A 22,691-nucleotide genomic window follows, 5' to 3' on the forward strand; every position below is an offset into this window, starting at 1 on the left:
GAGGAATAAAACAGCACTCTTCTGTTGATACGCTCGAACAATACGCTTAGAAATACACTCAAAAGCGCGGCAACTCAGGGAATTTCAGTTGTCCTTTTTTGACATGCATACGACCATATTCAGCACAACGATGCAGTGTCGGGATGGCTTTGTCCGGATTCAGTAAAAATGCAGTATCGAAAGCACGCTTCACCGCAAAAAATGCATCGAGTTCTTCGCGTGAAAACTGTACACACATGGAATTGATTTTTTCTATCCCCACACCATGTTCGCCAGTAATCGTACCGCCGACCTCTACGCATAATTCCAAAATTTCTGCACCAAATGCTTCAGCACGATCAAATTCACCCGGTTGATTCGCATCAAACAAAATCAAGGGATGCAAATTGCCATCGCCCGCATGAAATACGTTGGCACAACGCAGGCCATGCCGGGCTTCCATTTTGGTAATACCGATCAAGACCTCGGCCAGACGTTTGCGTGGAATCGTTCCATCCATACAGTAATAATCCGGGGAAATACGTCCTGCCGCCGGAAATGCATTTTTGCGACCGGACCAAAACCTTAAACGCTCCGCCTCTGACTGCGACACAGCAATGGCGGTTGCACCCGCATGTTCCAGCACCGCGCTCATCCGCTGTATTTCTTCTTCGACTTCTTCTATCGTGCCATCCGACTCGCACAAGAGTATGGCTTCGGCATCAATATCGTAACCAGCCTTCACAAAAGGTTCCACCATGCGGGAGGACGTTTTATCCATCATCTCCAGCCCAGCTGGAATAATGCCGGCAGCAATCACATTCGCCACGGCATTCCCCCCTTTGACCACATCATCAAACGACGCCATGATCACTCGTGCTACCTGCGGTTTAGGAACCAGTTTGACAGTGACTTCAGTCACAATACCAAGCATGCCTTCCGAACCGATGAAAACAGCCAGCAAATCGAGACCAGGCGCATCAAGTGCAGTACCGCCCAACTCAATCATTTCGCCTTCTATCGTGATAGCACGGACACGCATGACATTGTGCACGGTCAAGCCGTATTTCAGACAATGCACGCCACCAGAATTCTCTGCCACGTTGCCGCCGATTGTGCAGGCAATCTGCGACGAAGGATCAGGAGCGTAATACAAACCGTGAACCGCGACTGCTTCAGAAATCGCCAGATTACGCACGCCTGGCTGAACTGTGGCAGTGCGGGCATAGGCATCGACTTCGATAATTTTATTGAATTTCGCCGTTGAAACCACGACCCCATTTGCAATCGGCATAGCACCACCTGACAGACCCGTCCCAGCTCCGCGAGGAACAATGGGGACATTCAGCCGACGGCACACATGCATGATCGCGACGATCTGAGTTTCATTTTCCGGCAAGGCAACAACCATTGGTAGCTGGCGAAAAGCAGCTAATCCATCGCACTCATAAGGACGAGTATCTTCTTCTTGGTATAACACGCAATGGGCAGGCAAGACCGCCTTCAATGCTGACACCACTTCCAATTGATGCTGACTGCTCACGACACCTGAATTCGCTTGCTCCATAGCCGCCTCCGTATATTTTCTTCTAGTGTAATGAGCTTTCTTGCGCTTGGCATGAATAGTTTCATCAGATGTACCTGAATTGTTTTCAGGCAGAAAAAAAGGACGCCATGGCGTCCTTTTGCATCCTTCTTGATGACAACAAATCAGATCAGGCGGAGAAAGAAGACCCGCATCCGCATGTTGTCGTGGCATTTGGATTTTTAATCACAAACTGCGCACCTTCCAGATCATCTTTATAGTCGATTTCTGCACCAACCAGGTATTGATAGCTCATGGAATCAATCAATAACTGCACACCATTTTTGGTCATGGTAGTGTCGTCTTCATTGGTGATTTCATCAAAAGTAAAACCATACTGAAAACCTGAGCAACCGCCGCCTTGCACAAACACGCGCAATTTCAGGTCTGGGTTACCTTCTTCTTCAATTAACTGAGCTACTTTGGAAGCAGCGCTATCAGTAAAAACAATCGGTGCTGGCATTTCTGCTACTGCGTTCATTTCATGCTCCTTCAATCTGAGATACTTCCATTATAGACCTGACTGCAAAACTATGCATTGGAGGCTGCTAGTTTCAGCATTGGCTCTTGCGTCAGATCATGGGTCAATTGCCCGGATACCAAGGCGCCACTCATCATTTCCAGTGTTTTATAGTGAACGTCACCTGAAATTCTGGCTTTCGGTTGCAATTCTAACAATTCGCTGGAAAAAACAGGCCCGTTAATCGAACCGTTCACCACAACATGTGCAGCTTTAACTTCGCCATCAATTTTTGCCTGCTCTGAAATCACCAACATACTCGATGCTTCAGTATCAGCAATGACATTGCCTTTAATATGACCATCAATACGTAAGCCACCTTTAAAATGCAAATTGCCTTCAATCACAGTCGTAGCACCGATCAGGCTGTCTATGGTGGATTTGCTTTTGCGACTAAACATGAATACTCCTTTTTTTGAGGAATGAATCAGGATATCTGGCGCGTCATGCTATGCATCATGCTCCTGGAGCGTTAAAAATTCACGGTTTGCTGGGCGCGAACCTGACCTTTATCCATCACTTTGGCCTGTACTGCTTTCACTATCGCACCATCCGGCAAGGAAATCACACCTTCAAGTCGCTGATAGTGCCTGAACGATAATTTCAATTTTCCAGCATCACCGAGCTTGGAATCTGGGAACTGCATCATAGCAGGTTTACCGGCCTGCACCAGATTCAGGCTGAACTGTAATTCCCCATTGAAATCACGTCCACCCTTGCCCCCTTGCATCACCAAAGCGCGGTAACGAACTTGTCCTTGTGCGGCCAGTTCTATTTTCAGATTTTGCAGGGTAATACCATCTGGCCCCACTGCCGATGGCATCGTACTCTCAAAAAAAGCCAGATCATCCTTCAGCTTAAGGTTTTCAGATGTCAGACTTTTCACCTGATCCGCCAGCTGTTTTTGCGTAGAACGGTCGATATTGACTTTACTCTCTATCGTATTGGCAACAGATGCCAGCTTATCCCGTTCTGCAGTCACTTGTTCGAGCTGTTGCTGGAGTGCAATTACCTGTTTTTCATCAATTTTTGGACCAAATGCAAAACTACGCCCCAAGTCGTAAGTCCACCAGGCAACTGCTGCCGCAATCCCAATCACGACACCAGTCATCGCCAAGCGCACTGGCCACGGCTGTTCGTGCGTGATTGTCATTTTAGAGGCGAGATGACGCCTCCCCCAGAAACGTGATTTTGGCATCAGCTTACGGCAACACTGGCACGTGCATCAGCCCTGTGGTTTCGTCCAGACCAAACATCAGATTCATACACTGAACCGCCTGTCCAGATGCCCCTTTCACCAGATTATCCTGAACAACTAAGACAACCACCGTCTTACCATTGCCGGGACGATGCAAGGCCAGGCGCAGCATATTCGACGCGCGTGTAGAACGCGTCTCTGGATGAGAACCGAATGGCAACACATCTACAAAAGTTTCGTCTTTATAAGCATCTTCAAACAATGCTTGCAAAGCTTCATTGCTGATATCCTGCGTCAAACGTGCATACAAAGTAGAGTGCATACCGCGTATCATCGGTACCAAATGAGGCGTAAACAGCAAATCGACAGTCTGATCTGTCATTTTTTGCAATTGCTCCACCGTTTCAGGCGTATGACGATGCCCAGAAACAGCATAGGCCTTAAATGTATCGCTGGATTCTGAGAATAAAATCCCTATTTCTGCCTTGCGTCCAGCGCCAGAAACACCGGATTTGCAATCAGCAATCAAATTGCCAGCATCTACCACTCCGGCTTTGAGCAAGGGGTGAAATCCCAGTTGCATTGTCGTCGGATAACATCCTGGATTACCAACGACACGCGCATCCCGGATCGCAGCACGGTTCAGTTCAGGTAAACCATAGACAGCCTCTTCCAACACGTGCGTACAGGTATGTGGAATTCCATACCATTTTTCAAACTGTGCAACGTCTTTCATACGGAAATCAGCCGCCAGATCAATCACCTTCACACCAGCGGCAAGCAATTCAGGTGCCTGCGCCATCGCGACACCATGTGGCGTCGCAAAGAAAACGACATCGCATTCCGTCAATTGGGCTTTATCCGGTGATGAAAAAGCAATGTCTACGCGTCCGCGCAAAGATGGATACATCTCCGCCACCGGCAACCCGTCTTCCTTCCTGGAAGTAATTGCCGTTAATTGCACATGAGGATGCGTTGCCAATATGCGTAACAGTTCCACCCCTGTGTAACCCGTTCCGCCAACAATACCAACTTTAATCATGATCGTTCCTTGCAAGAAATTTAGTTCTCATTTTAACAGCACTCGAATCTTACAAGAGGATTCATATAAAACTCGTTACATATCCAGCAGGCAATAAAAAAGCCGCCCATCCAGGCGGCTTTTTGTTCCAGCGAAAATGAATTAACGCTTGGAGAATTGTTTTGCGCGACGTGCTTTGCGCAGACCAACTTTTTTACGTTCAACTTCACGAGCATCACGAGTAACGAAACCAGCTTTGGACAATTCAGATTTCAAAGTTGCATCGTAGTCGATCAGCGCACGAGTGATACCGTGACGAACTGCACCGGATTGGCCGGATTCACCGCCGCCGTGAACGTTAACCATAATGTCGAATGTTTCGAGATTGTTAGTCAGTTCCAGAGGTTGACGGATAACCATCAGGCCAGTTTCACGAGAGAAATATTCGTTAGCTGGTTTGCCGTTGACAACGATCTTGCCGCTGCCGGATTTCAGGAATACACGAGCAACTGCGCTCTTGCGACGGCCAGTTCCGTAGTTGTAATTACCGATCATGGCTAATCCTTAGATGTCGAGTACTTGTGGTTGCTGAGCTGTGTGCGGATGTGTTGCATCTGCATATACTTTCAGCTTCTTGATCATTGCATAGCCGAGAGGGCCTTTAGGCAACATGCCTTTAACTGCTTTCTCGAGTGCACGACCTGGAAAACGCTGTTGCATTTTCGTGAAATTTGTTTCATAGATACCGCCTGGGTAACCAGTGTGACGGTAGTATGTTTTGTTCAGAGCTTTAGTGCCTGTCACGCGCAGTTTGCCTGCATTGACAACAACGATAAAATCGCCTGTGTCTACGTGTGGTGTAAATTCTGGTTTATGTTTGCCGCGTAAACGGAGTGCCACTTCGCTGGCAACACGTCCGAGTACTTTATCTGTCGCGTCAATCACGAACCAGTCGCGCTGAACCTCATGGCCCTTAGCGGAAAAGGTTTTCATGTTGAATCCTAAAAGAGTTAAAAACGCCCAGTAATCTGTGTTCTTTGGTGGTTCTGTCAGTAAATATGACAGACTCTGCCTTGTAACTTCCCTGTTGGGCTGATAGGGAGTCGGAAATTATAGTATTTTCAAAGACTTAGTGCAAGAACTGTTTAATTTTTGAGCAAACGATTCTTGTTTGAACAAAAAAAACCCGAAGACTGGCTTCGGGTTGAATCCACCAAAGGAGTAGGTGGAGGAGACAAACTGCTTGGTTAATATGATGAAACACCATCAATAACTAACCGACGAGTCAATATTAGGATAAGAAATGGTGCAGTGCAAGATAATTTCTTAAATTCCTGTCAAAACGCCGATTTTTAGCTGATGCGCTACAATCTTGCACATGTCACTATTATTTTTTTAGGGAGTAACAATGGAAGCAACGGTACGCTGGACAGGATTATCGGGCATGTCATTTTTGGCCGAAACAGGCTCTGGTCATGCGGTGCTAATGGATGGCGCGCCTGATGGAGGTGGGCGCAATCTGGCGCCTCGTCCGATGGAAATGGTATTACTGGGGACAGGCGGCTGCTCGGCTTACGATGTTGTACTGATTTTACGTAAAAGCAAACAGGATATTCGTGGTTGCGAGGTCAAACTCAGTGCAGAACGCGCAGAGACGGAGCCCAAGGTATTCACGAAAATCAATTTTCACTTCATCGTTCGCGGACGTAATTTAAAACCGAACTTGGTAGAACGTGCCATCAAGTTATCGCACGAAAAATACTGCTCAGCCTCTATCATGCTGGAAAAAACTGCTTCAATGACGCATACCTACGAAATCATTGATGATCTCAGTCTCGCATCTGAACACGATCAGGCAAGCTGATCAATCTTATCCGGCTTACCAAAAAGATCTGTGTAAGTCGGATAAAACGAACAATACATAACGGCAGTCAGAATCGCCGACACTGGCATCATCGCCAATACAACGACAATGGCCTTTCCAGCAATAATTGCCAACAACAGACTAATGATCGTCGGTATGATCACGCCTATGCAGAGCCACGAGATACCGTAAACAAGAAACGCTTTTCCGGCACGATAAACAGAAAAGAAACTATAAAAAATCGCCTTGCCAACGGACATATCACCCCAGGTAATCAGCGGTGCCGCAAACCAAAACCCCATCAATGCGGGCAGATACATCAGTCCTGAGAATAACATCCCCAAAAACAAGCCAGACTCAGGCAAACTATTGTCGTCAACAGGTTTCTGACTAGTGACAAACTCCCAGAACGCACCATCATCAACCAAATTGGATGCAAAAATTGCCAGCGTTGCGGCAATCAGATACAACACACCCAAACCTACTAAACGATGCAATGCCCGCGAACGGAATCCGGACAACAGCACATTCGGATATGCCCGCTGACCAGCATCAAGCTGGCGACATGCCTGCATAAAACTCATCGCAAAGACAGGAATCAGAATAAAAGGCAAAAACTGTCCCGCAAATGGGATCAAGCCAATTCCCATATTCACAAACATATACAGGAAAAATAAGGTCAGAATATCAGCAGGTTGTTTCCGAAATAACTGAAATCCTCGCTTAACCCAATGCCAACCTTCTTTCGGAGTCACGGTAGTCATTATGGCAATGCTGGGACAGGACGAGATTCCCGCAAACGCAGGATACGTTCAAAATGGCCAGGATCATGTGGCGTCAGCATCTCTGCATCACGCGGCTGATAATAGTCATACAGTCGGGACAACCAGAATCGCAACGCTGCGGCACGCAGCATTGGCTGCCATGCAACCTGCTCTTCTGACGTAAAAGGTCGTACAGAGTGGTAAGCGTTGAGCATCGCGTCAACACGTGCCAAATCAAGCTCACCAGTTTCAATATCAATACACCAGTCGTTGACGGTGACTGCAACATCAAATAGCCAGGTATCACAGCCAGCAAAGTAAAAATCAAAGAACCCTGTCAGTTTTTCTCCGTCGAACATGACATTGTTACGGAACAAATCGGCATGAACCGGGCCACGTGGCAAAGCCTGATAAATCGGCGTACTGTCGAAGGCATCCTGAAAATGTACTTCTGCCCGCAACAAATGCTGCAATTCATCGGTTAAAAATGGCAATACCTTCGGAGTAGTTTCATGCCACCAGTCCAGCGAACGTAAATTGGGCTGTTGAATAGTAAAGTCTTGTGCCGCTAAATGCATACTTGCCAACATTTTACCGACCTCTGCGCAATGCACAGGCTGTGGTGACATTTGCGATGCCCCTTCCAGCTTAGTCACCACAGAGGCTGGTTTGCCATGCAAAGCCACTACCAACTCACCCTGATCATTGGCGATAGGCGCTGGTACCAACACGCCACGATCAGCCAGGTGGCGCATTAATTTCAGGTAAAACGGCAATTGTTGGAAATTCAGATTTTCAAAAATGGTCAGTACGTATTCACCGGTCTCTGTCGTAATAAAAAAATTACTATTCTCAATTCCAGAAGCAATTCCTTTGATTGCAAGTGCTTTTCCAAGCGGAAATTGCTGCATCCAGGACGTAAGATCGTCCAGTGTTACCGGTGTAAAAACTGCCATGTTATTAAATGTGATAAATACAAAAATTATTTTGCGGAAGAACTGGCTGATGCAGCAGCTTTTGCTGGCGCAGGTGGCAAAACGGGTAAGGGCTCAGCCTCTTTACCTTCTTTTTTCCCGCCAAATTCTAATATAGTCCATTGCGCGGCGCGATTAGCATCACCTTGCACAGTTCCCTTGGGAGCATTGCCAACTTCAGGATTTGCCTTGACCGTGTAATTGCTCTTACCCGACTTCACCTGTACTTCTGTGACTTTGCCAGCGTTATTACGCTTCTCGCTAACCTTATTCCTAGGCTCAGGCTTGCTGATTCCCAAAGCAGGCTCAGGTGGACCTTCTTCCAGCTTTTCCAGCTTGGGCGGTACTGGATCGACTTTTGCTGGCGCTTGCGCAAAACTGCTTGCCGATGCAACCAACATAGTCAGCGCGAATAACACAGGAGGAAAGTTTGACATCGTTTTCATGATTAAAACTTTATGAGCTTAGGTAGCCTTGCATTGTAGCAAAGCCCTGCATCAGCGGACAGGAATATCCTCACGCGCCAACTGAAAATCAATAATTCTGTGGATTTAGGAAGATAACTAAAGAAATAAAACTTCAGATGCAGATGGTAACTGTAGGTCATAAAAAAATGGAGAAGCCTCACGGCTACTCCATTTTTATACAAATGATTTCACCGGGCACTAAGCCCGGCAATCATTAGAACTGGTGGCGAACGCCGAAAGTCAGTTCTTTTACGTCTGCACCCTTAACAGCGGCGCCAGCTTTTTGAGAGTTAGCGTCTTGTGTTGTGTTTGCATATGCTGCGTACAAGTTTGTACGCTTGGAGAATGAATAGCTGTAACCGATTGCGAACTGTTTAGCATCGCCAACAGTGCTCAGGTTAGCAGTAGACAAACGTGTGGAATCTTTGATTTTTGTGTATGTAGCGATAACTTGGTTAGAAGCATCGATTGGTGCTGTTACGCCCAATGTGAAAATCTTCTGATCCAGAGCCAATGCTGCTTCGTCTTCTACTTTTTGATAGATAAAGACTGGTTTTGCTACGCCGAAATCATAAGAAGCAGCAACTGTGTTTGCTTTTTTAGCATTGATAGGACCAGCTGCCAATGCTTGTGCATTGTCTTTTACAAAGCTGTAGCCAACGTTCAACGCGCCAACTGTGTAACCCAGGTTCAAGCCCAAAGAACGGCCTGCTGTGTTATCGCCAGCTGCTTCGCCAAAACCGTATTGTGCGGAAGCAGAGAAACCATTCAGGTTACCTGGTGTGTAGTAGAAAATGGAATTGCTGGGACGACCAGTGCTACCAGCTGCTGTACCAGCAACTGTGGAAGAACCACCGATGAAGTACAGGTTGCTCAGGCCATTACCACTGTTGATGTAGCCAGAACCGAATGGATCATACGCATCAAAGAACTTGAATGTCGGGCTTTTATCACGACCCAGATCAACAGCACCGAAGTCGCCAGCCAGACCAACTGTGGAACGACGACCAAATGTACGACCTTGAGCGGAAGAACCGTCATCGAGATTCAGGCCTTGTTCCAGAACGAAGTTAGCTTTCAAACCGCCACCCAGATCTTCAGTACCCTTGAAGCCCAGACGGGAACCGTTTTGTTGACCGCTTTGCAGTTTATTGAAACGACCAGCTGCTGTACCGTTGTCCAGACTTTGGAAGCCGACATCTGCAATACCGTAGATGGTAACGGAAGACTGAGCGAAAGCCGCGCCAGAGAACGCACCCATCAGAGCAAGCGCAAGGAATGATTTTTTCATTATTTAGTATCCAAAAATGAATGTTAAGTTTTTGCTGCAGTACAAAAAACGCAACGCAAAAACAGGATTGCAGGTCAATTTAAAGCCTTGAATCAAAAAATGATCCAATGACAAGTTTCACGATACCTGCCGAAAGTGACAACTTGATGAAATCAGTAATAAGCCGTCACGGACTCTAACGAATGTTGCGGCAGAAATACATAATTCAATCGCTATATGCTTATATCAATTCATTATTTAGAGGCTACGGTGAGCGACATATTATAAGCACTTTTGCAAAATGGTGCAGAGCACCAAAAATTTAGGCATATCGCAGTGATCTTATGTCATTGTCGATGCTTATACCGTTTTTTTCACATCGTCTTAATCTGCGTCTAGCCTATCGTTTCCCAGGCATTCTGATGTTGTGCGGTCATGGAGCGCCAGTACATACGGCCTGTGTACCACAGTATAGCGGCGATGATTGCACATGCAAGTTGCCCTGAAGCCAACGCTAATACCGAGTGATCCAGCGCAGGCGCGACCGTCCCGGCGATGACGGCGCCAAGCAAAGTGACAGTAGCAGACTGGCAAGAGGCGACAATGCCACGAATATGCGGAAACAAATCCAGCACCAGCAGAGTCGCTCCCGGCGCGACAAGAGACATTCCAAATGTGTAAAAAAACAACGGCGCAACAGACCACAACAACACCGGTGGCGAGAAAAAATGGAAAGTCACATTAAAAATCGAGGCGCTCAATAAGAAAACAAAGCCTATGTTGACCTGCTTCCAGACCGATATATTGCCAGCCAGTCGATTGGCGGCCAATGCTCCAAAGAAAATCCCACCGACCGAGGGAACAAACTGCCATCCGAACTGATCAGGACCGAGCTTTAAATGCTGGGTGATAAATGCAGGTGCGGCTGACACATACAGGAATAGTCCAGCGAAATTGAATGCAATCGTACCAGCCTTGAGATGAAACAGTGGTGATTTCAAGATGCGTTTATAGCTGCTCCAGAGAAATTCAGCACTGAAGGGCTGTCTTTGCTCGACCGGCAAGGATTCTGGCAATCGCTTCAGGCATGCCCACCACAAGAGAACGGTATAAGCGAACAACAATAAAAAAATCATGCGCCAGCTAAACGCGCTCACGACCCATCCGCCCAGTATTGGTGCAATAGCAGGAGCGATAGAAAAAATCATCGTGACCATCGACAATAAACGCTCAGCAGGTGCGCCGGCATACATATCGCGAATAATTGCTCGTCCCACCACCAGCCCAGCACCAGCCGATACGCCCTGCAAAATCCGGAAGCCCCACAAATAATGAATGCTGTGTACAGACGCACAACCAAAACTGGCGACCGCAAAGATGCCAAGCGATACCAGAATGACATTACGGCGCCCGAAAGAGTCAGATAGCGCGCCGTGCCATAGCGTCATTACCGAAAAAGACAGCATATACGCCGTCAATGTCTGCTGCACTTCCAGCGGCGTTGCATGCAGCGTTGCCTGAATGTTCGGAAAAGCGGGCAAATAGGTATCGATTGCAAAAGGCCCCAACATGGCCAGTCCGGCCAGAAGGGTCGCCAATCCGGCATTGGACAATTTTGTAGTAGATGACATAAGTGAGAAAGACGCCGCAGCGCCTGGGGTAAATAACAACAGCAAAGCCAGTAATGTGATTGCTAAATTTGGTCGCTAAACTCAGCTGAAAAATAAAGCCGATACATGACCAATACACAACCGATAAACATAGCTGGCAAACGCGTCCAATATCAGGCATCTTGCGGCATAGAGCAAATCAACGAATCAATCGTGATTACGTGATGATTGGCTTGCTCCTCACCGCATGATGTACCAGCCTGCCAACTGCGATCGAAAAATTACAGACCGCCCATGCACAGGTATTTCATTTCCAGATATTCGTCGATACCGTATTTCGATCCTTCGCGCCCAAGGCCTGACTGTTTCACACCGCCAAAAGGAGCGACTTCATTTGAAATCAAGCCAGTATTGATGCCGACCATACCGTATTCGAGTTTTTCGGCAACACGCCAGACACGGCCAATGTCGCGGGCATAAAAATACGATGCCAGACCGAAATCAGTGTTATTTGCCGCCGCCAACACCTCATCTTCGGTGCGGAATGAGACGACTGCGGCCACAGGGCCAAAGGTTTCTTCATTCATGATGAGCATGGATGCATCCACATTCGACAGCACTGTGGGCTCATAAAATAAGACACCGGCGTCGTGTGTTTTGCCTCCGGCACATAAGGTCGCGCCTTTTGCCAACGCATCTGCCACATGCTCTTCCACTTTTGCAATTGCCTGTGCGTCGATCATCGGTCCTTGTTGAATACCGCTGGCAAAGCCATCCCCTACCCTGATTTGCTGAGCGGCGATTGCCAGTTTGCGTACAAACTCCTCATATACTGATTCGTGGGCATAAAAGCGGTTAGTACACACGCATGTCTGGCCAGAATTACGGTATTTGGAGGCAATTGCTCCCTCAACTGCGGCATCAATATCTGCATCGTCAAATACAATGAATGGTGCGTGCCCGCCGAGTTCCAGCGCCAGTTTTTTCACGGTCGGAGCAGACTGGCGCATCAATATGCGTCCGACTGGCGTTGAACCTGTGAAAGACAAATGGCGCACCACAGGGCTGTCACACAAGACATTACCTATCTGGATAGACTGCTCAGAATCAGCAGTCAGAACATTCATCACACCTGCAGGAATGCCAGCACGATGTGCCAGTTCTGCCAGTGCGAGTGCTGAAAATGGTGTTTGTTCGGCGGGTTTAATGACGATGGAGCATCCTGCGGCAATCGCCGGAGCCACTTTGCGGGTAATCATGGCGATAGGAAAATTCCACGGCGTGATCGATGCGCAGACACCGATCGGCTGTTTGAGCACCACCATCCGTTTGTCTGTCCAGGTGGATGCCATGACATCACCTGAAACACGTTTGGCTTCTTCGGCAAACCACTCGATAAAACTGGCGCCATAGATAACTTCGCCTCTGGCTTCGGCCAGTGGCTTGCCCTGTTCAGCAGTCATGATGGCAGCCAGATCATCGGCATTGGCGATCAGCAGATCAAACCATTTGCGCATGATTGCCGCACGCTCCTTGCCTGTTTTTGCAGCCCACGCAGGAAAAGCGGCTTGCGCTGCGGCAATTGCATCAGCTGCATCTTGTGTTGTCAGGTTGGGAACGGTGCCGAGCACATGACCAGTCGAAGGATTATTGACATCAAAGCGATGCTCTCCGCTCACCCATGCGCCATTGATGTACGCTGCGTCCCGTAACAAGCTGGCATCTTTTAAATGAAGTGGTGTGGCTGTCTGTGCTGACGACATGACTAAGTCTCCTGTTGATTGACGAATACCGTGAAGCCTAAAGCAAAACAGCCAAGTCTGCTTTGACCTGGCTGTTTTTTCACATGAATAAATTTAACTTAGTTCTGTGCCGGAGTATCTTTGGGTTTTGCTTCTTCCCGACGGTTAAATCCGGCCACCATGTCAAAGCGGAACAAACGACATTCCAGTGCGCCATTAAAAAACGGGGTTTTACGCGATTCTTTCAGACGCAGCATTTTTGGCAACGTCAGATCAGCAGTAAACAGGAAAACGCTCCAGCCAGCGAAACGTTGCTTGAGCGTCGTGCTGAAGGCACTGAAAAACTCTTTTGCCAGATCATCCGATTCCAGCGTACTGTCACCACGCACGCCAATACGTTCACCGTAAGGAGGATTGGTCAGCAAAATGCCGGGTTGTGCCGTCGGCGCTTTGACTTCCTGTGCCTCAATCTGTTTCAGAGGAACATCAAAACGAATGCCCGCCTTATTCAGATTGTTACGGGTCATGACGATCATATCGCCGGAAATATCACTACCGAAAATCGTCGGCTCTGTCGGCAATGGATGCGGCTTCGCTTTGGCCATGATGGCATGCCATGCATCCTCATCGAACTGATGCATTTTTTCAAACGCAAAATCACGCTTCAGACCAGGAGGAATACCTGCCAGAATCTGCGCAGCTTCGATCAGAATCGTACCGGAACCGCACATAGGATCGAACAGCGGTACGCCTGGTTTCCAGCCAGAAGTACGCAATAAGCCAGCAGCGAGGTTTTCGCGTAACGGCGCATCGCCTGTTTCCAGACGCCAGCCACGTTTAAATAAAGGCTCGCCGGATAAATCGAGATACAGGGTGAAATTGCGTGCATCCAGAAAACCGACGATACGCATATCCGGATTTTTGGTGTTCACCGAAGGACGCTGCGTGAACTGGTCACGAAAGCGGTCGCAGATCGCATCCTTGATCTTCAAGGTCGCAAAATCCAGACTCTTTAACGGCGATTTCACTGCTGTGACATCAACGCGTATGGTGTGATGATAGCCAAACCAGTCTTCCCACGGTTGTTCGAGGGTCAGATCATAAATATCGTTTTCATTAGCATAGCTGGAATGCGCCATGCGCATCAGAACGCGGGAAGCAATACGAGAGTGCAAGTTGATGCGCCAGCCGTCATGCAGGCTACCGGAGCAATGCACACCGCCGGGAACCTGATTATGGACGCTCATGGTGCTGTCCATCGCAGCGATTTCGCCGAGTTCTTCAGCAAGTGCAATTTCCAGGCCGCGCGGGCAAGGGCAAAAATAAGAGTGACGTGTCATGGGGTACCTTTTATCCGTGATCATTCAAAAAAACACAGGGCGAGCATTGCTCACCCTGAAACCGGGACGCTAACACGCTGGTGTTGCCTCCCTCGTGTCGCCAATTAAAATGGTTTGACGACGACCAGTATCAATACAGCCAGCAGCAATATGACTGGTACTTCATTGAACCAGCGAAACCAGACGTGGCTGCGCTGATTGCGCGCCTGTTCAAATTTTTTCAAGATGCTGCCACAGGCATGGTGATAGCCGATCAGCAACACAACGCACAAAAGTTTGGCATGCATCCAGCCATTGCCGGGTCCTTTGCCGATGCCATAACCCAGCCATAAAATACCGCCAAGCACAATGGCGGGCAGCATCAGTATCGTCATGAAACGATAGAGTTTGCGTGCCATCAGCAGCAAGCGCTCGGTCGTGGCGATCTCGGTTTCCATCGCCAGATTGACGAAAATACGCGGCAGGTAAAACAAACCGGCAAACCAGGAAGTCACGAAGAGTATATGAAACGCTTTAATCCAGAGCATGGCTCACTTTCCTCATTTCAATGAAGGTTCAACGAACTTTCTATCTTATTGACGGACTTCGCCGTGACCAAACACAACATATTTCATCGAAGTCAGCCCTTCCAGACCAACCGGGCCGCGGGCATGCAGTTTGTCATTTGAAATACCGATTTCAGCACCTAAGCCATATTCAAAGCCATCCGCAAACCGTGTGGAGGCGTTCACCATCACGGATGCGGAGTCTACTTCGCGCAGGAATCGCATGGCCCGCGTGTAATCTTCGGTGATGATCGATTCTGTATGTTTGGAAGAGTAATCATTGATATGGTTGATCGCCTCATCCATGTCGCTGACCACTTTGACGGCCAGTATCGGTGCCAGATACTCGGTGCTCCAGTCTTCTTCCGTTGCGGCGGCAAGATGAGGATAGCCGGACAAAATTGCTGCCGCTGCAGGATCGCAGCGCAGCTCGACCTGCCTGGTTTCGTACAACGCAGCAAGGGGCGGCAACACCTGCGCCGCGATACCCTGCGCGACCAGCAGTGTTTCCATCGTATTGCAGGTGCCATAGCGATGACATTTGGCATTGAACGCCACATCCAGTGCTTTTTGCAGATCGGCTTTGTCGTCGATATAGACGTGGCAGATGCCATCGAGATGCTTGATCATCGGCACAGTCGCTTCCTGCATCAGGCGGGCAATCAGCCCTTTGCCACCGCGCGGCACAATCACATCCACATACTGCGGCATGGTGATCAGCTCGCCAACCGCAGCGCGGTCAGTGGTCTCGACGATCTGCACTGCATCAGCAGGTAAGCCGGCACCAGCCAGCCCTTCCTTGACCAATTTTGCCAATGCCTGATTGCAGTGAATTGCTTCCGAGCCGCCGCGCAGTATCGTCGCATTGCCGCTCTTGATGCACAGACCCGCCGCATCGACTGTCACATTCGGACGCGCTTCGTAAATAATACCGATCACGCCGAGCGGCACACGCATCTGCCCGACTTGTATGCCGGTCGGGCGATACTTCATATTCGAGATTTCACCGATAGGATCGGCCAGGCTGACGATCTGCTCCAGACCTTCGGCCATCGTGGCAATTGCCTTATCTGACAAAGTCAGCCTATCGAGCATCGCGGCTTCCATACCAGCGGCTTGCGCAGCCGCCAGATCGAGTTCGTTGGCAGCGCGCAAGGCTGCTGCATCGCGCCGGATGGCCGCTGCGATCAGACTGAGCGCTTTGTTTTTTGCTGCGGTATTGGCTTTTGCCATCGCACGCGAAGCAACGCGGGCGCGGGCGCCAAGATCACTCATGTATTGTTTCATGTTCATCGTCGTCATGATTCACTATCACTTTCCATACCGGGAATATAGATGCAAATTAGGTGCAAATATACTCCCCCGTGTATTTTTAAAGCCGCCTTATTCTATGGCGGGAAACAAGCAGATTTTACTGATACTCCCCTGTTTTTTGATCAGGAGAGCGCGACACATTCGTGTTCATGCGCAGTTGATCGCTTCAGAACATCGCAAATGCCGGCAAATGATGTCAGCTCATGCCAGCATATCAGCGACGTAAAGCAGTCGTTGCCGCGACTTTCAGACCCAATTGCAACAACGCATCCCACGCATCGCCTGCAAATGCTGGGGCACGCAAACCTTTGACCATCTTATCGACTTGTGCAGCTTCTTGCAGCGCAGTCTGCAAAGTCTGCTGGCTGACGCGGTTGAGCGCAGGACTCATGAGTTTCTCTCGCGGCCCCCAGATACGATACTCTTTTAGCAAGGCGGATAATGGCCGCCCCTGATTCATGCCCGCTTTCAGCTTCAGCAGGGTACGAATTTCTTCTGCCATCGCCCACAGCACCAGCGGTAACGCTTCGCCTTCGCCTTTGAGCCCATTGAGCATCCGCGATAAACGCTTCACGTCGCCTGCCAGCATGGCTTCATTGAGTTTGAAGACATCGTAGCGTGCCACATTCAACACCGCATCATGGATTTGTTCAAAACTGAGCTTACCCACCGGATGCAATAAAGCCAGTTTCTGGATTTCCTGATGCGCAGCCAGCAAATTGCCTTCCACGCGTTCAGCGATAAATTCCAGACTCTGACGGTCTGCGCTTTGTTGCTGCAAGGCGAGCCGCTGGCTGATCCAGTTCGGCAAATGATGGCGCTCTACCAGAGGAATATCAATATACACCGCCGCCTGTTGCAGACTATTGACCCAGGCGGCTTTTTGCGTTGCCCAATCAAGCTTGGGCAGGGTAATCAGCGTCAGGTTATCAGGCGATAAATGCGTAACATAATCCTGCAAGGCCTGACCACCATCCTTGCCCGGCTTGCCAGTCGGAATACGCAGATCAATCAGTTTTTTATCGCCGAACAGCGATTGCGACTGATTTGCCGCCAGCAGCGCACCCCATTTGAAGCTGCGCTCTACCGTCAGAATTTCACGTTCGAAAAACCCCTGCGCTTTGGCCGCACGACGAATTTTATCCGCGGCTTCCAGCGCCAGCAGATGTTCATCGCTGGTCACCACATACAGCGGCGCCAGCGTTTTCGCCAGATGGCCGTCAAGGGCATCAAAGCGCAACTGCATTTATTGATCCATCTTCACAACTGACAGGCGGCGCATCACCTGCTGCACCAGATCGGTCTGCATATCGCGATACAGTAAGGCTTCTTCAGCTTCCTTCGCCAGCACCTGCGACTCATTGAAGGTGATGGTACGTTTCAGCTGTATCGTGACTGGCTCCATAAATTCCTTGCCTTCGGCACTGCGCAAGCGAAAATTAAACCGGTACAACAGGCTGTATTCACGGACACGCCCCTGACTGTTGAGCGACAGAATCTGTTTTTCACGCGCTTCACTGAGTACATCCAGAATCACTTCTGCATCTTTGGCATCGCTGGCAATCTGCGTCTGACCGTTGGCACGGATCTGGCGCTTGAGTTCACCACCCAGCGGAGACGCATCCGGCAAGCCAATATAGATGCTATGAAACGGAAAACTGACTGGTCCGCGCAAAGCGAAACCGCATGCAGACAACGTCATCATCGCCAACAACGCCAGCAAGCAGGTTTTTCGGTGAGTGATCCATGAACGCATGCAGTTTCTCCTTTTACTTCTTGATCAGGCGACGATATTGACCAGTTTACCCGGTACAACAATAATTTTCTTCGGCGCACCTTCGATGAAACGCTGCACGCTTTCGCTGGCCAGTGCGGTGGCTTCTATCGTGGCTTTATCCGCATCTTTACTGACCTTGATGCTGCCGCGCAGTTTGCCGTTCACCTGCACCATCAGTTCGATTTCATCCTGCACCAGTGCTGCTTCATCGACCTGCGGCCATGGCGCATCAATCAGCTCGCCAAGCTCGGCGGCAAAGCCAAGTTCTTGCCACAGCGCATGCGTGATGTGCGGGCAAACCGGATACAGGCCGCGCAACAAAACGCTGAACGCTTCACGCAATGCTGCAGCCGAGCCTTCCGCTTCCGATTTGAATGACTCTATCGTGTTGAGCAACTTCATCGCACCGGAGACCACGGTGTTGTATTGCAGGCGATCGTAATCGGCATCAATCTGCTTGAGTGTCAGATGCACTTCACGGCGCAATACCTTCACATCCGCCGCGTAATTCGCCGGTGCAGCAACACTAGCAGCGCCAGTGGCAATCGTCGCAGACAATTTCAATGCCGATGCCCACAAGCGGCGCAGGTAACGCGAGGCACCTTCAACACCGCTGCTGCTCCAGGCCGCACTTTGATCCGGAGGGCCTGCAAACATCGTGAACAGACGCGCCGTATCAGCACCGAACTGGGTGATGATGTCTTTTGGCTCAACCACGTTGTTTTTGGATTTCGACATTTTTTCTATGCCGCCCATCTGTACAGGCTGACCATCAGACTTCAGACTCGCCGATACCGGACGGCCTTTGTCATCGTGCTGGACTTCGATTTCATTCGGATAGAACCAGGTCTTCTTGCCACTGGCATCTTCGCGGTAGAACGATTCGTTCAGCAACATGCCTTGCGTGAACAGATTTTTGAATGGCTCGTCAATCTTGACCAGACCCATATCGCGCATCGCTTTGGTCCAGAAACGGGCGTAGAGCAAATGCAATACTGCATGTTCAACGCCGCCGATATACTGATCCATTCCCTTAGGACTCATCCAGTAATCATTGCGTTCATCGACCATCGTCGTCGCATCCGGGCAGGTATAACGCATGAAATACCAGCTGGAATCGACGAAGGTATCCATGGTGTCGGTTTCACGCTGCGCTGGCTTGCCGCATTTAGGGCAAGGCACATTCAGGAACGCTGCATGCGTTTTCAGCGGATTACCGGAACCATCAGGAATACATTCGGTTGGCAATACCACCGGCAAATCCTCGTAAGGCACAGGTACATCACCGCAGCATTCGCAATGAATGATAGGAATCGGCGTGCCCCAGTAACGTTGACGCGAAATGCCCCAGTCACGCAGACGCCAGGTGGTTTTTTTCTCGCCCAGTTGCTTCGCGGCCAGATCAGCGGCAACGGCATCGACGGCTGTTTTAAAATTCAAACCATCGTATTTGCCGGAATTAATCATCACGCCGCGTTGCTTATCACCGTAAGACTCAGCCCAGGCATCCGTCGTAAACGTTTCACCTTCCACCGCAACGACTTGTTTAATCGTGATGCCGTATTTTTTAGCAAAAGCAAAATCGCGTTCGTCATGTGCAGGTACGCCCATCACAGCGCCGTCGCCATAAGTCATCAGCACATAATTGCCGACCCAGACTTCGACTTGCTCACCGGTCAGCGGATGCGTGACGAATAAGCCCGTTGGCAAACCTTCTTTTTCCTTGGTCGCCATTTCGGCTTCGGTCGTGCCACCGGCTTTGCATTCTTCGATGAACGCTGCCAGTTTCGCATTATTTTTTGCAGCAACAGTCGCCAGCGGATGCTCCGCCGCCACGGCGCAGAACGTCACGCCCATGATGGTGTCAGGACGAGTCGTAAAGACATACATTTTGCCGTCTTGTACCAACGCACCGGTGTCGTCTTTGATCTCGTGACTGAACGCAAAGCGCACGCCTTCGCTTTTGCCTATCCAGTTACGCTGCATAGTGCGCACTTGTTCAGGCCAGCCATCAAGCGTATCAATACTGCTCAGCAATTCCTCGGCGTATTGGGTAATGCCGAAGTAGTAACCGGGGATTTCACGTTTTTCCACCAGCGCTCCAGAGCGCCAGCCGCGACCATCAATCACCTGCTCATTCGCCAGCACGGTCTGATCAATCGGATCCCAGTTCACAACCTGCGTCTTTTTGTAAGCGATGCCTTTTTCCAGCATCTTCAGGAACAGCCACTGGTTCCAACGGTAGTAATCGGGATCGCAGGTCGCCACTTCACGCGACCAGTCGAATGCCAGCCCCAGCGGTTCCATCTGCGACTTCATGTCTTCGATATTCGCGTAAGTCCACTCTGCCGGTGATTTTTTATATGCAATCGCGGCATTTTCGGCGGGCAGACCAAACGCATCCCAGCCCATAGGCATCAACACGTTGTAACCCTTCATACGCAGCTGGCGGGCCAGCATGTCGTTGATGGTGTAGTTACGCACATGGCCCATGTGCAGCTTACCGGAAGGATAAGGCAGCATGGAGCAGGCGTAGTACTTGCCTTTAGGGAAACGTGGATTATTTTCTACGGCCTTATAGGCGTCGATTTTTTTCCAATGGGATTGCGCCGATTGCTCGACGTCGGAGGGCGTGTATTTTTCTTGCATGACGTGACCAGAAGTAGATGCGGGAATGACTCAGAACCTTAGATTATAACTGGTTCAGGGGTGATATTGAGCAATGACTGGGATATCAGGGGTACACAGCCTTGGGCTGCGCGGCGGATTCAGTGACAAACGTAATACTGGTCAAGCCCTGCGCCTGTGCCATCGCCATGATTCTGGCAATGATTTCATAGCGTGTCTGCTGGTCTGCACGAAGTTGAATTTCTGGTAATACTGCTTGTTTAGACATGACAGCAAGACGACTTTCCAGCACCTCCGGCGTAAGGGATTGTTCGTTCAGGTAGAGCTGACCAGTAGCATCAATCGCTATACGCAAAGGTGCGATGGACGGAGTTTGAACAGGTGAAGACAGGGGTGTTTTTGGCAAGTCCAGACGTATGGCGGATGTCATCAGCGGCGCTGCGATAATAAAGATGACCAACAATACCAGCATGACATCCACCATCGGCGTGACATTGATATCGGCAATACTGCCAAGTGGCTTGGTCTCCGCAGAAGATGAGTGAAACTGACCAAATGCCATTACAACACCCTCGAACCTGCACGCCCGCCATGATTCGATGCTTGCGAAAAATGGGCATGCAGATCATGCGCAAAGCCATCCAGTTCCGCCAGAACAATACGGCAGCGACGGGACAATCCGTTGTATGCCAATACGGCAGGAATAGCGACCATCAGGCCAAATGCCGTCATGATCAGCGCTTCCCCCACGGGGCCCGCCAATTGATCTATTTGTATGGTTCCGGTCGCAGAAATGGCGGTCAACGCGTGATAAATTCCCCAGACCGTTCCGAGCAAACCAACAAAAGGAGCCGTCGCCGCTACCGATGCCAGTATGCTCAGACCACTTTCCAGTCGAGTAGTCAGCGCTTGCAACTCCTGTCGTAATTGCCGGGTCAACAGTGCTTCGACGCTGGTGCCAGCGCCAAGGCTGACAAACAATCCGGAGGACGGGGTGGCAGGGGTAACATCGGCGACCTCTGCTGCTGAAGTGGCAAGACGTATAAAAATAACTTCGCTGTCAGCTTCACTCAACAACGCCAGTGCTTCAGGTAATCCGGGCGCTGCCCAGAAATGCGGAAGTATCGCGGAAGCGCGACGCATCCGAAGGAAAAACCACGCTTTTGAGAGCAAGAGCGTCCAGCTGACGATCGACATCAACAACAACAGATACGCAATCAGATGTCCGAACTGATCTGATTGCTCCCAGTAATGGCTGATCGCAGTCGGCATGCTGATGTCAGTGATTCAGACCCAGTACATCGTACATATCAAACAGGCCCGTGGTTTTATCGGACAAGAACCGTGCAGCGCGCAAACTGCCATGCGCATACGTCACCCGGCTTGAGGATTTGTGCGTAATTTCGACCCGTTCTCCGATACCGGCAAACAACACCGTGTGATCGCCAACGATATCGCCACCACGAATAGTCGCAAAACCTATCGAAGAAGGATCACGCTCACCAGTCACGCCTTCACGGGAAAAAACACCCACTTCATTCAGATCACGCCCCAGCGCATCAGCGATCACTTCACCCATTTTTAATGCCGTACCCGATGGCGCGTCGATCTTGTGACGATGATGCGCTTCGATGATTTCGATGTCATAGCCAGTAGCAAAACTTTTTGCTGCCATTTCCAGCAATTTCATGGTGACATTGACACCAACGCTCATGTTAGGTGCAAAAACGATCGCTGTTTTTTGCGCCGCAGCGGCAATCGCCGCCTTGCCAGCTTCATCAAATCCGGTCGTGCCAATAATCATCTTGATACCATGCTCAGCACAATAGGCAAGATGCTTCAGCGTTCCTTCGGGACGGGTAAAATCGATCAGATACTCGGCGTTCACCAGGCCTGTTGACAGGTCCGATTCAATCAGCACACCGGAAGGCTTACCCAGAAATGCAGCGGCATCCGTTCCGAGGGACTCGGCCCCAGCAACATCCAGTGCACCTGCCAACACCGTATCATCGGCATTGGTAATCGCTTCGATCAACATTTTCCCCATGCGACCAGACGCACCGGCTACCGCTATTTTTAATACTGTCATACGT

23 protein-coding genes are annotated in these 22,691 nt (G+C 49.8%); 1 reads left to right on the forward strand and 22 read right to left on the reverse strand.

Annotated features, from left to right (window positions below):
* Positions 1–58: 58 nt before the first annotated feature.
* The 7 genes from ACO0LB_RS04660 to rplM all read right to left on the reverse strand — a co-directional run bounded on the left by ACO0LB_RS04660 (position 59) and on the right by rplM (position 5,296).
* A complete protein-coding gene (locus ACO0LB_RS04660) occupies positions 59–1,546 on the reverse strand; it encodes an FAD-linked oxidase C-terminal domain-containing protein (RefSeq protein WP_423046976.1) in 1,488 nt (495 codons plus the stop codon).
* A 148-nt stretch (positions 1,547–1,694) separates the two neighbouring features.
* Positions 1,695–2,045, reverse strand: a complete 351-nt coding sequence (gene erpA, locus ACO0LB_RS04665) for an iron-sulfur cluster insertion protein ErpA (protein ID WP_423046978.1) — start codon at positions 2,043–2,045, stop codon at positions 1,695–1,697.
* A 50-nt stretch (positions 2,046–2,095) separates the two neighbouring features.
* Entirely contained in the window at positions 2,096–2,485 is a 390-nt protein-coding gene (locus ACO0LB_RS04670; protein WP_423046980.1) for a bactofilin family protein, read from the reverse strand.
* Between the two features lie 71 nt (positions 2,486–2,556).
* A complete protein-coding gene (locus ACO0LB_RS04675; RefSeq protein ID WP_423046982.1) occupies positions 2,557–3,237 on the reverse strand; it encodes a DUF6776 family protein in 681 nt (226 codons plus the stop codon).
* A 49-nt stretch (positions 3,238–3,286) separates the two neighbouring features.
* Positions 3,287–4,324: an N-acetyl-gamma-glutamyl-phosphate reductase gene (gene argC, locus ACO0LB_RS04680; RefSeq protein ID WP_423046984.1), complete on the reverse strand. Its 1,038-nt coding sequence runs from the start codon at positions 4,322–4,324 to the stop codon at positions 3,287–3,289.
* A gap of 141 nt (positions 4,325–4,465) precedes the next feature.
* Complete coding sequence (rpsI, locus tag ACO0LB_RS04685; RefSeq protein ID WP_162039944.1) at positions 4,466–4,858, reverse strand: 30S ribosomal protein S9; 393 nt, start codon at positions 4,856–4,858, stop codon at positions 4,466–4,468.
* A gap of 9 nt (positions 4,859–4,867) precedes the next feature.
* Positions 4,868–5,296 carry a 50S ribosomal protein L13 gene (gene rplM, locus ACO0LB_RS04690; RefSeq protein WP_423046986.1) on the reverse strand — a complete coding sequence of 143 codons (429 nt, stop codon included), beginning with the start codon at positions 5,294–5,296 and terminating at the stop codon, positions 4,868–4,870.
* Positions 5,297–5,711: 415 nt separating this feature from the next.
* Here rplM and ACO0LB_RS04695 point away from each other — a divergent pair, with 415 nt between their 5' ends.
* Positions 5,712–6,167, forward strand: a complete 456-nt coding sequence (locus ACO0LB_RS04695) for an OsmC family protein (RefSeq protein WP_423046988.1) — start codon at positions 5,712–5,714, stop codon at positions 6,165–6,167.
* Here ACO0LB_RS04695 and ACO0LB_RS04700 read toward each other — a convergent pair.
* The 15 genes from ACO0LB_RS04700 to dapB all read right to left on the reverse strand — a co-directional run bounded on the left by ACO0LB_RS04700 (position 6,155) and on the right by dapB (position 22,687).
* Positions 6,155–6,931 carry a BPSS1780 family membrane protein gene (locus ACO0LB_RS04700; protein WP_423046990.1) on the reverse strand — a complete coding sequence of 259 codons (777 nt, stop codon included), beginning with the start codon at positions 6,929–6,931 and terminating at the stop codon, positions 6,155–6,157. The two genes, ACO0LB_RS04695 and ACO0LB_RS04700, sit on opposite strands and share 13 nt — an antisense overlap.
* The gene (locus tag ACO0LB_RS04705; RefSeq protein WP_423046992.1) at positions 6,931–7,887 is read right to left on the reverse strand and encodes a homoserine kinase; all 957 of its coding nucleotides are present in this window, start codon (positions 7,885–7,887) and stop codon (positions 6,931–6,933) included. Before ACO0LB_RS04705 ends, ACO0LB_RS04700 begins: the two co-directional genes overlap by 1 nt.
* A gap of 26 nt (positions 7,888–7,913) precedes the next feature.
* The gene (locus ACO0LB_RS04710) at positions 7,914–8,342 is read right to left on the reverse strand and encodes a hypothetical protein (protein WP_423046994.1); all 429 of its coding nucleotides are present in this window, start codon (positions 8,340–8,342) and stop codon (positions 7,914–7,916) included.
* Positions 8,343–8,586: 244 nt separating this feature from the next.
* Positions 8,587–9,663: a porin gene (locus tag ACO0LB_RS04715; RefSeq protein WP_423046995.1), complete on the reverse strand. Its 1,077-nt coding sequence runs from the start codon at positions 9,661–9,663 to the stop codon at positions 8,587–8,589.
* A 374-nt stretch (positions 9,664–10,037) separates the two neighbouring features.
* Positions 10,038–11,273, reverse strand: coding sequence for a multidrug effflux MFS transporter (locus ACO0LB_RS04720; protein ID WP_423046997.1), 1,236 nt, complete (start codon positions 11,271–11,273; stop codon positions 10,038–10,040).
* 260 nt (positions 11,274–11,533) lie between these two features.
* Positions 11,534–13,015 (reverse strand): NAD-dependent succinate-semialdehyde dehydrogenase, encoded by a 1,482-nt coding sequence (locus ACO0LB_RS04725; RefSeq protein WP_423046999.1) that lies wholly within the window; start codon positions 13,013–13,015, stop codon positions 11,534–11,536.
* 98 nt (positions 13,016–13,113) lie between these two features.
* Entirely contained in the window at positions 13,114–14,334 is a 1,221-nt protein-coding gene (locus tag ACO0LB_RS04730) for a THUMP domain-containing class I SAM-dependent RNA methyltransferase (protein WP_423047001.1), read from the reverse strand.
* Between the two features lie 104 nt (positions 14,335–14,438).
* Positions 14,439–14,861 carry a CopD family protein gene (locus ACO0LB_RS04735; RefSeq protein ID WP_423047003.1) on the reverse strand — a complete coding sequence of 141 codons (423 nt, stop codon included), beginning with the start codon at positions 14,859–14,861 and terminating at the stop codon, positions 14,439–14,441.
* Between the two features lie 45 nt (positions 14,862–14,906).
* Positions 14,907–16,172, reverse strand: a complete 1,266-nt coding sequence (locus ACO0LB_RS04740; RefSeq protein ID WP_423047192.1) for a glutamate-5-semialdehyde dehydrogenase — start codon at positions 16,170–16,172, stop codon at positions 14,907–14,909.
* Between the two features lie 235 nt (positions 16,173–16,407).
* Positions 16,408–17,439, reverse strand: coding sequence for a DNA polymerase III subunit delta (holA, locus tag ACO0LB_RS04745; protein WP_423047005.1), 1,032 nt, complete (start codon positions 17,437–17,439; stop codon positions 16,408–16,410).
* Positions 17,440–17,949, reverse strand: coding sequence for an LPS assembly lipoprotein LptE (lptE, locus tag ACO0LB_RS04750; protein ID WP_423047007.1), 510 nt, complete (start codon positions 17,947–17,949; stop codon positions 17,440–17,442).
* Positions 17,950–17,973: 24 nt separating this feature from the next.
* Entirely contained in the window at positions 17,974–20,619 is a 2,646-nt protein-coding gene (gene leuS, locus ACO0LB_RS04755) for a leucine--tRNA ligase (protein WP_423047009.1), read from the reverse strand.
* An 85-nt stretch (positions 20,620–20,704) separates the two neighbouring features.
* Positions 20,705–21,160 (reverse strand): ExbD/TolR family protein, encoded by a 456-nt coding sequence (locus ACO0LB_RS04760; RefSeq protein ID WP_423047011.1) that lies wholly within the window; start codon positions 21,158–21,160, stop codon positions 20,705–20,707.
* Positions 21,160–21,870, reverse strand: coding sequence for a MotA/TolQ/ExbB proton channel family protein (locus ACO0LB_RS04765; protein ID WP_423047013.1), 711 nt, complete (start codon positions 21,868–21,870; stop codon positions 21,160–21,162). The genes ACO0LB_RS04760 and ACO0LB_RS04765 overlap by 1 nt, the downstream gene beginning before the upstream one ends.
* Positions 21,871–21,877: 7 nt before the next feature.
* Entirely contained in the window at positions 21,878–22,687 is an 810-nt protein-coding gene (dapB, locus tag ACO0LB_RS04770; RefSeq protein ID WP_423047015.1) for a 4-hydroxy-tetrahydrodipicolinate reductase, read from the reverse strand.
* Positions 22,688–22,691 lie beyond the last annotated feature (4 nt).

Source organism: Undibacterium sp. SXout7W (assembly GCF_049339385.1).
GTDB lineage: Bacteria > Pseudomonadota > Gammaproteobacteria > Burkholderiales > Burkholderiaceae_D > Undibacterium.

What these genes read in the sequence shown, in the direction of transcription:
- ACO0LB_RS04675 (WP_423046982.1), bottom strand. Translation starts at nt 3,237, where the DNA reads ATGACAATCACGCACGAACAGCCGTGGCCAGTGCGCTTGGCGATGACT.
- ACO0LB_RS04710 (WP_423046994.1), bottom strand. Translation starts at nt 8,342, where the DNA reads ATGTCAAACTTTCCTCCTGTGTTATTCGCGCTGACTATGTTGGTTGCA.
- ACO0LB_RS04705 (WP_423046992.1), bottom strand. Translation starts at nt 7,887, where the DNA reads ATGGCAGTTTTTACACCGGTAACACTGGACGATCTTACGTCCTGGATG.
- rplM (WP_423046986.1), bottom strand. Translation starts at nt 5,296, where the DNA reads ATGAAAACCTTTTCCGCTAAGGGCCATGAGGTTCAGCGCGACTGGTTC.
- ACO0LB_RS04735 (WP_423047003.1), bottom strand. Translation starts at nt 14,861, where the DNA reads ATGCTCTGGATTAAAGCGTTTCATATACTCTTCGTGACTTCCTGGTTT.
- ACO0LB_RS04725 (WP_423046999.1), bottom strand. Translation starts at nt 13,015, where the DNA reads ATGTCGTCAGCACAGACAGCCACACCACTTCATTTAAAAGATGCCAGC.
- leuS (WP_423047009.1), bottom strand. Translation starts at nt 20,619, where the DNA reads ATGCAAGAAAAATACACGCCCTCCGACGTCGAGCAATCGGCGCAATCC.
- ACO0LB_RS04760 (WP_423047011.1), bottom strand. Translation starts at nt 21,160, where the DNA reads ATGGCATTTGGTCAGTTTCACTCATCTTCTGCGGAGACCAAGCCACTT.
- ACO0LB_RS04740 (WP_423047192.1), bottom strand. Translation starts at nt 16,172, where the DNA reads ATGAACATGAAACAATACATGAGTGATCTTGGCGCCCGCGCCCGCGTT.
- ACO0LB_RS04765 (WP_423047013.1), bottom strand. Translation starts at nt 21,870, where the DNA reads ATGCCGACTGCGATCAGCCATTACTGGGAGCAATCAGATCAGTTCGGA.
- ACO0LB_RS04660 (WP_423046976.1), bottom strand. Translation starts at nt 1,546, where the DNA reads ATGGAGCAAGCGAATTCAGGTGTCGTGAGCAGTCAGCATCAATTGGAA.
- ACO0LB_RS04715 (WP_423046995.1), bottom strand. Translation starts at nt 9,663, where the DNA reads ATGAAAAAATCATTCCTTGCGCTTGCTCTGATGGGTGCGTTCTCTGGC.
- ACO0LB_RS04670 (WP_423046980.1), bottom strand. Translation starts at nt 2,485, where the DNA reads ATGTTTAGTCGCAAAAGCAAATCCACCATAGACAGCCTGATCGGTGCT.
- ACO0LB_RS04730 (WP_423047001.1), bottom strand. Translation starts at nt 14,334, where the DNA reads ATGACACGTCACTCTTATTTTTGCCCTTGCCCGCGCGGCCTGGAAATT.
- argC (WP_423046984.1), bottom strand. Translation starts at nt 4,324, where the DNA reads ATGATTAAAGTTGGTATTGTTGGCGGAACGGGTTACACAGGGGTGGAA.
- holA (WP_423047005.1), bottom strand. Translation starts at nt 17,439, where the DNA reads ATGCAGTTGCGCTTTGATGCCCTTGACGGCCATCTGGCGAAAACGCTG.
- lptE (WP_423047007.1), bottom strand. Translation starts at nt 17,949, where the DNA reads ATGCGTTCATGGATCACTCACCGAAAAACCTGCTTGCTGGCGTTGTTG.
- ACO0LB_RS04720 (WP_423046997.1), bottom strand. Translation starts at nt 11,273, where the DNA reads ATGTCATCTACTACAAAATTGTCCAATGCCGGATTGGCGACCCTTCTG.
- dapB (WP_423047015.1), bottom strand. Translation starts at nt 22,687, where the DNA reads ATGACAGTATTAAAAATAGCGGTAGCCGGTGCGTCTGGTCGCATGGGG.
- rpsI (WP_162039944.1), bottom strand. Translation starts at nt 4,858, where the DNA reads ATGATCGGTAATTACAACTACGGAACTGGCCGTCGCAAGAGCGCAGTT.
- ACO0LB_RS04700 (WP_423046990.1), bottom strand. Translation starts at nt 6,931, where the DNA reads ATGACTACCGTGACTCCGAAAGAAGGTTGGCATTGGGTTAAGCGAGGA.
- ACO0LB_RS04695 (WP_423046988.1), top strand. Translation starts at nt 5,712, where the DNA reads ATGGAAGCAACGGTACGCTGGACAGGATTATCGGGCATGTCATTTTTG.
- erpA (WP_423046978.1), bottom strand. Translation starts at nt 2,045, where the DNA reads ATGAACGCAGTAGCAGAAATGCCAGCACCGATTGTTTTTACTGATAGC.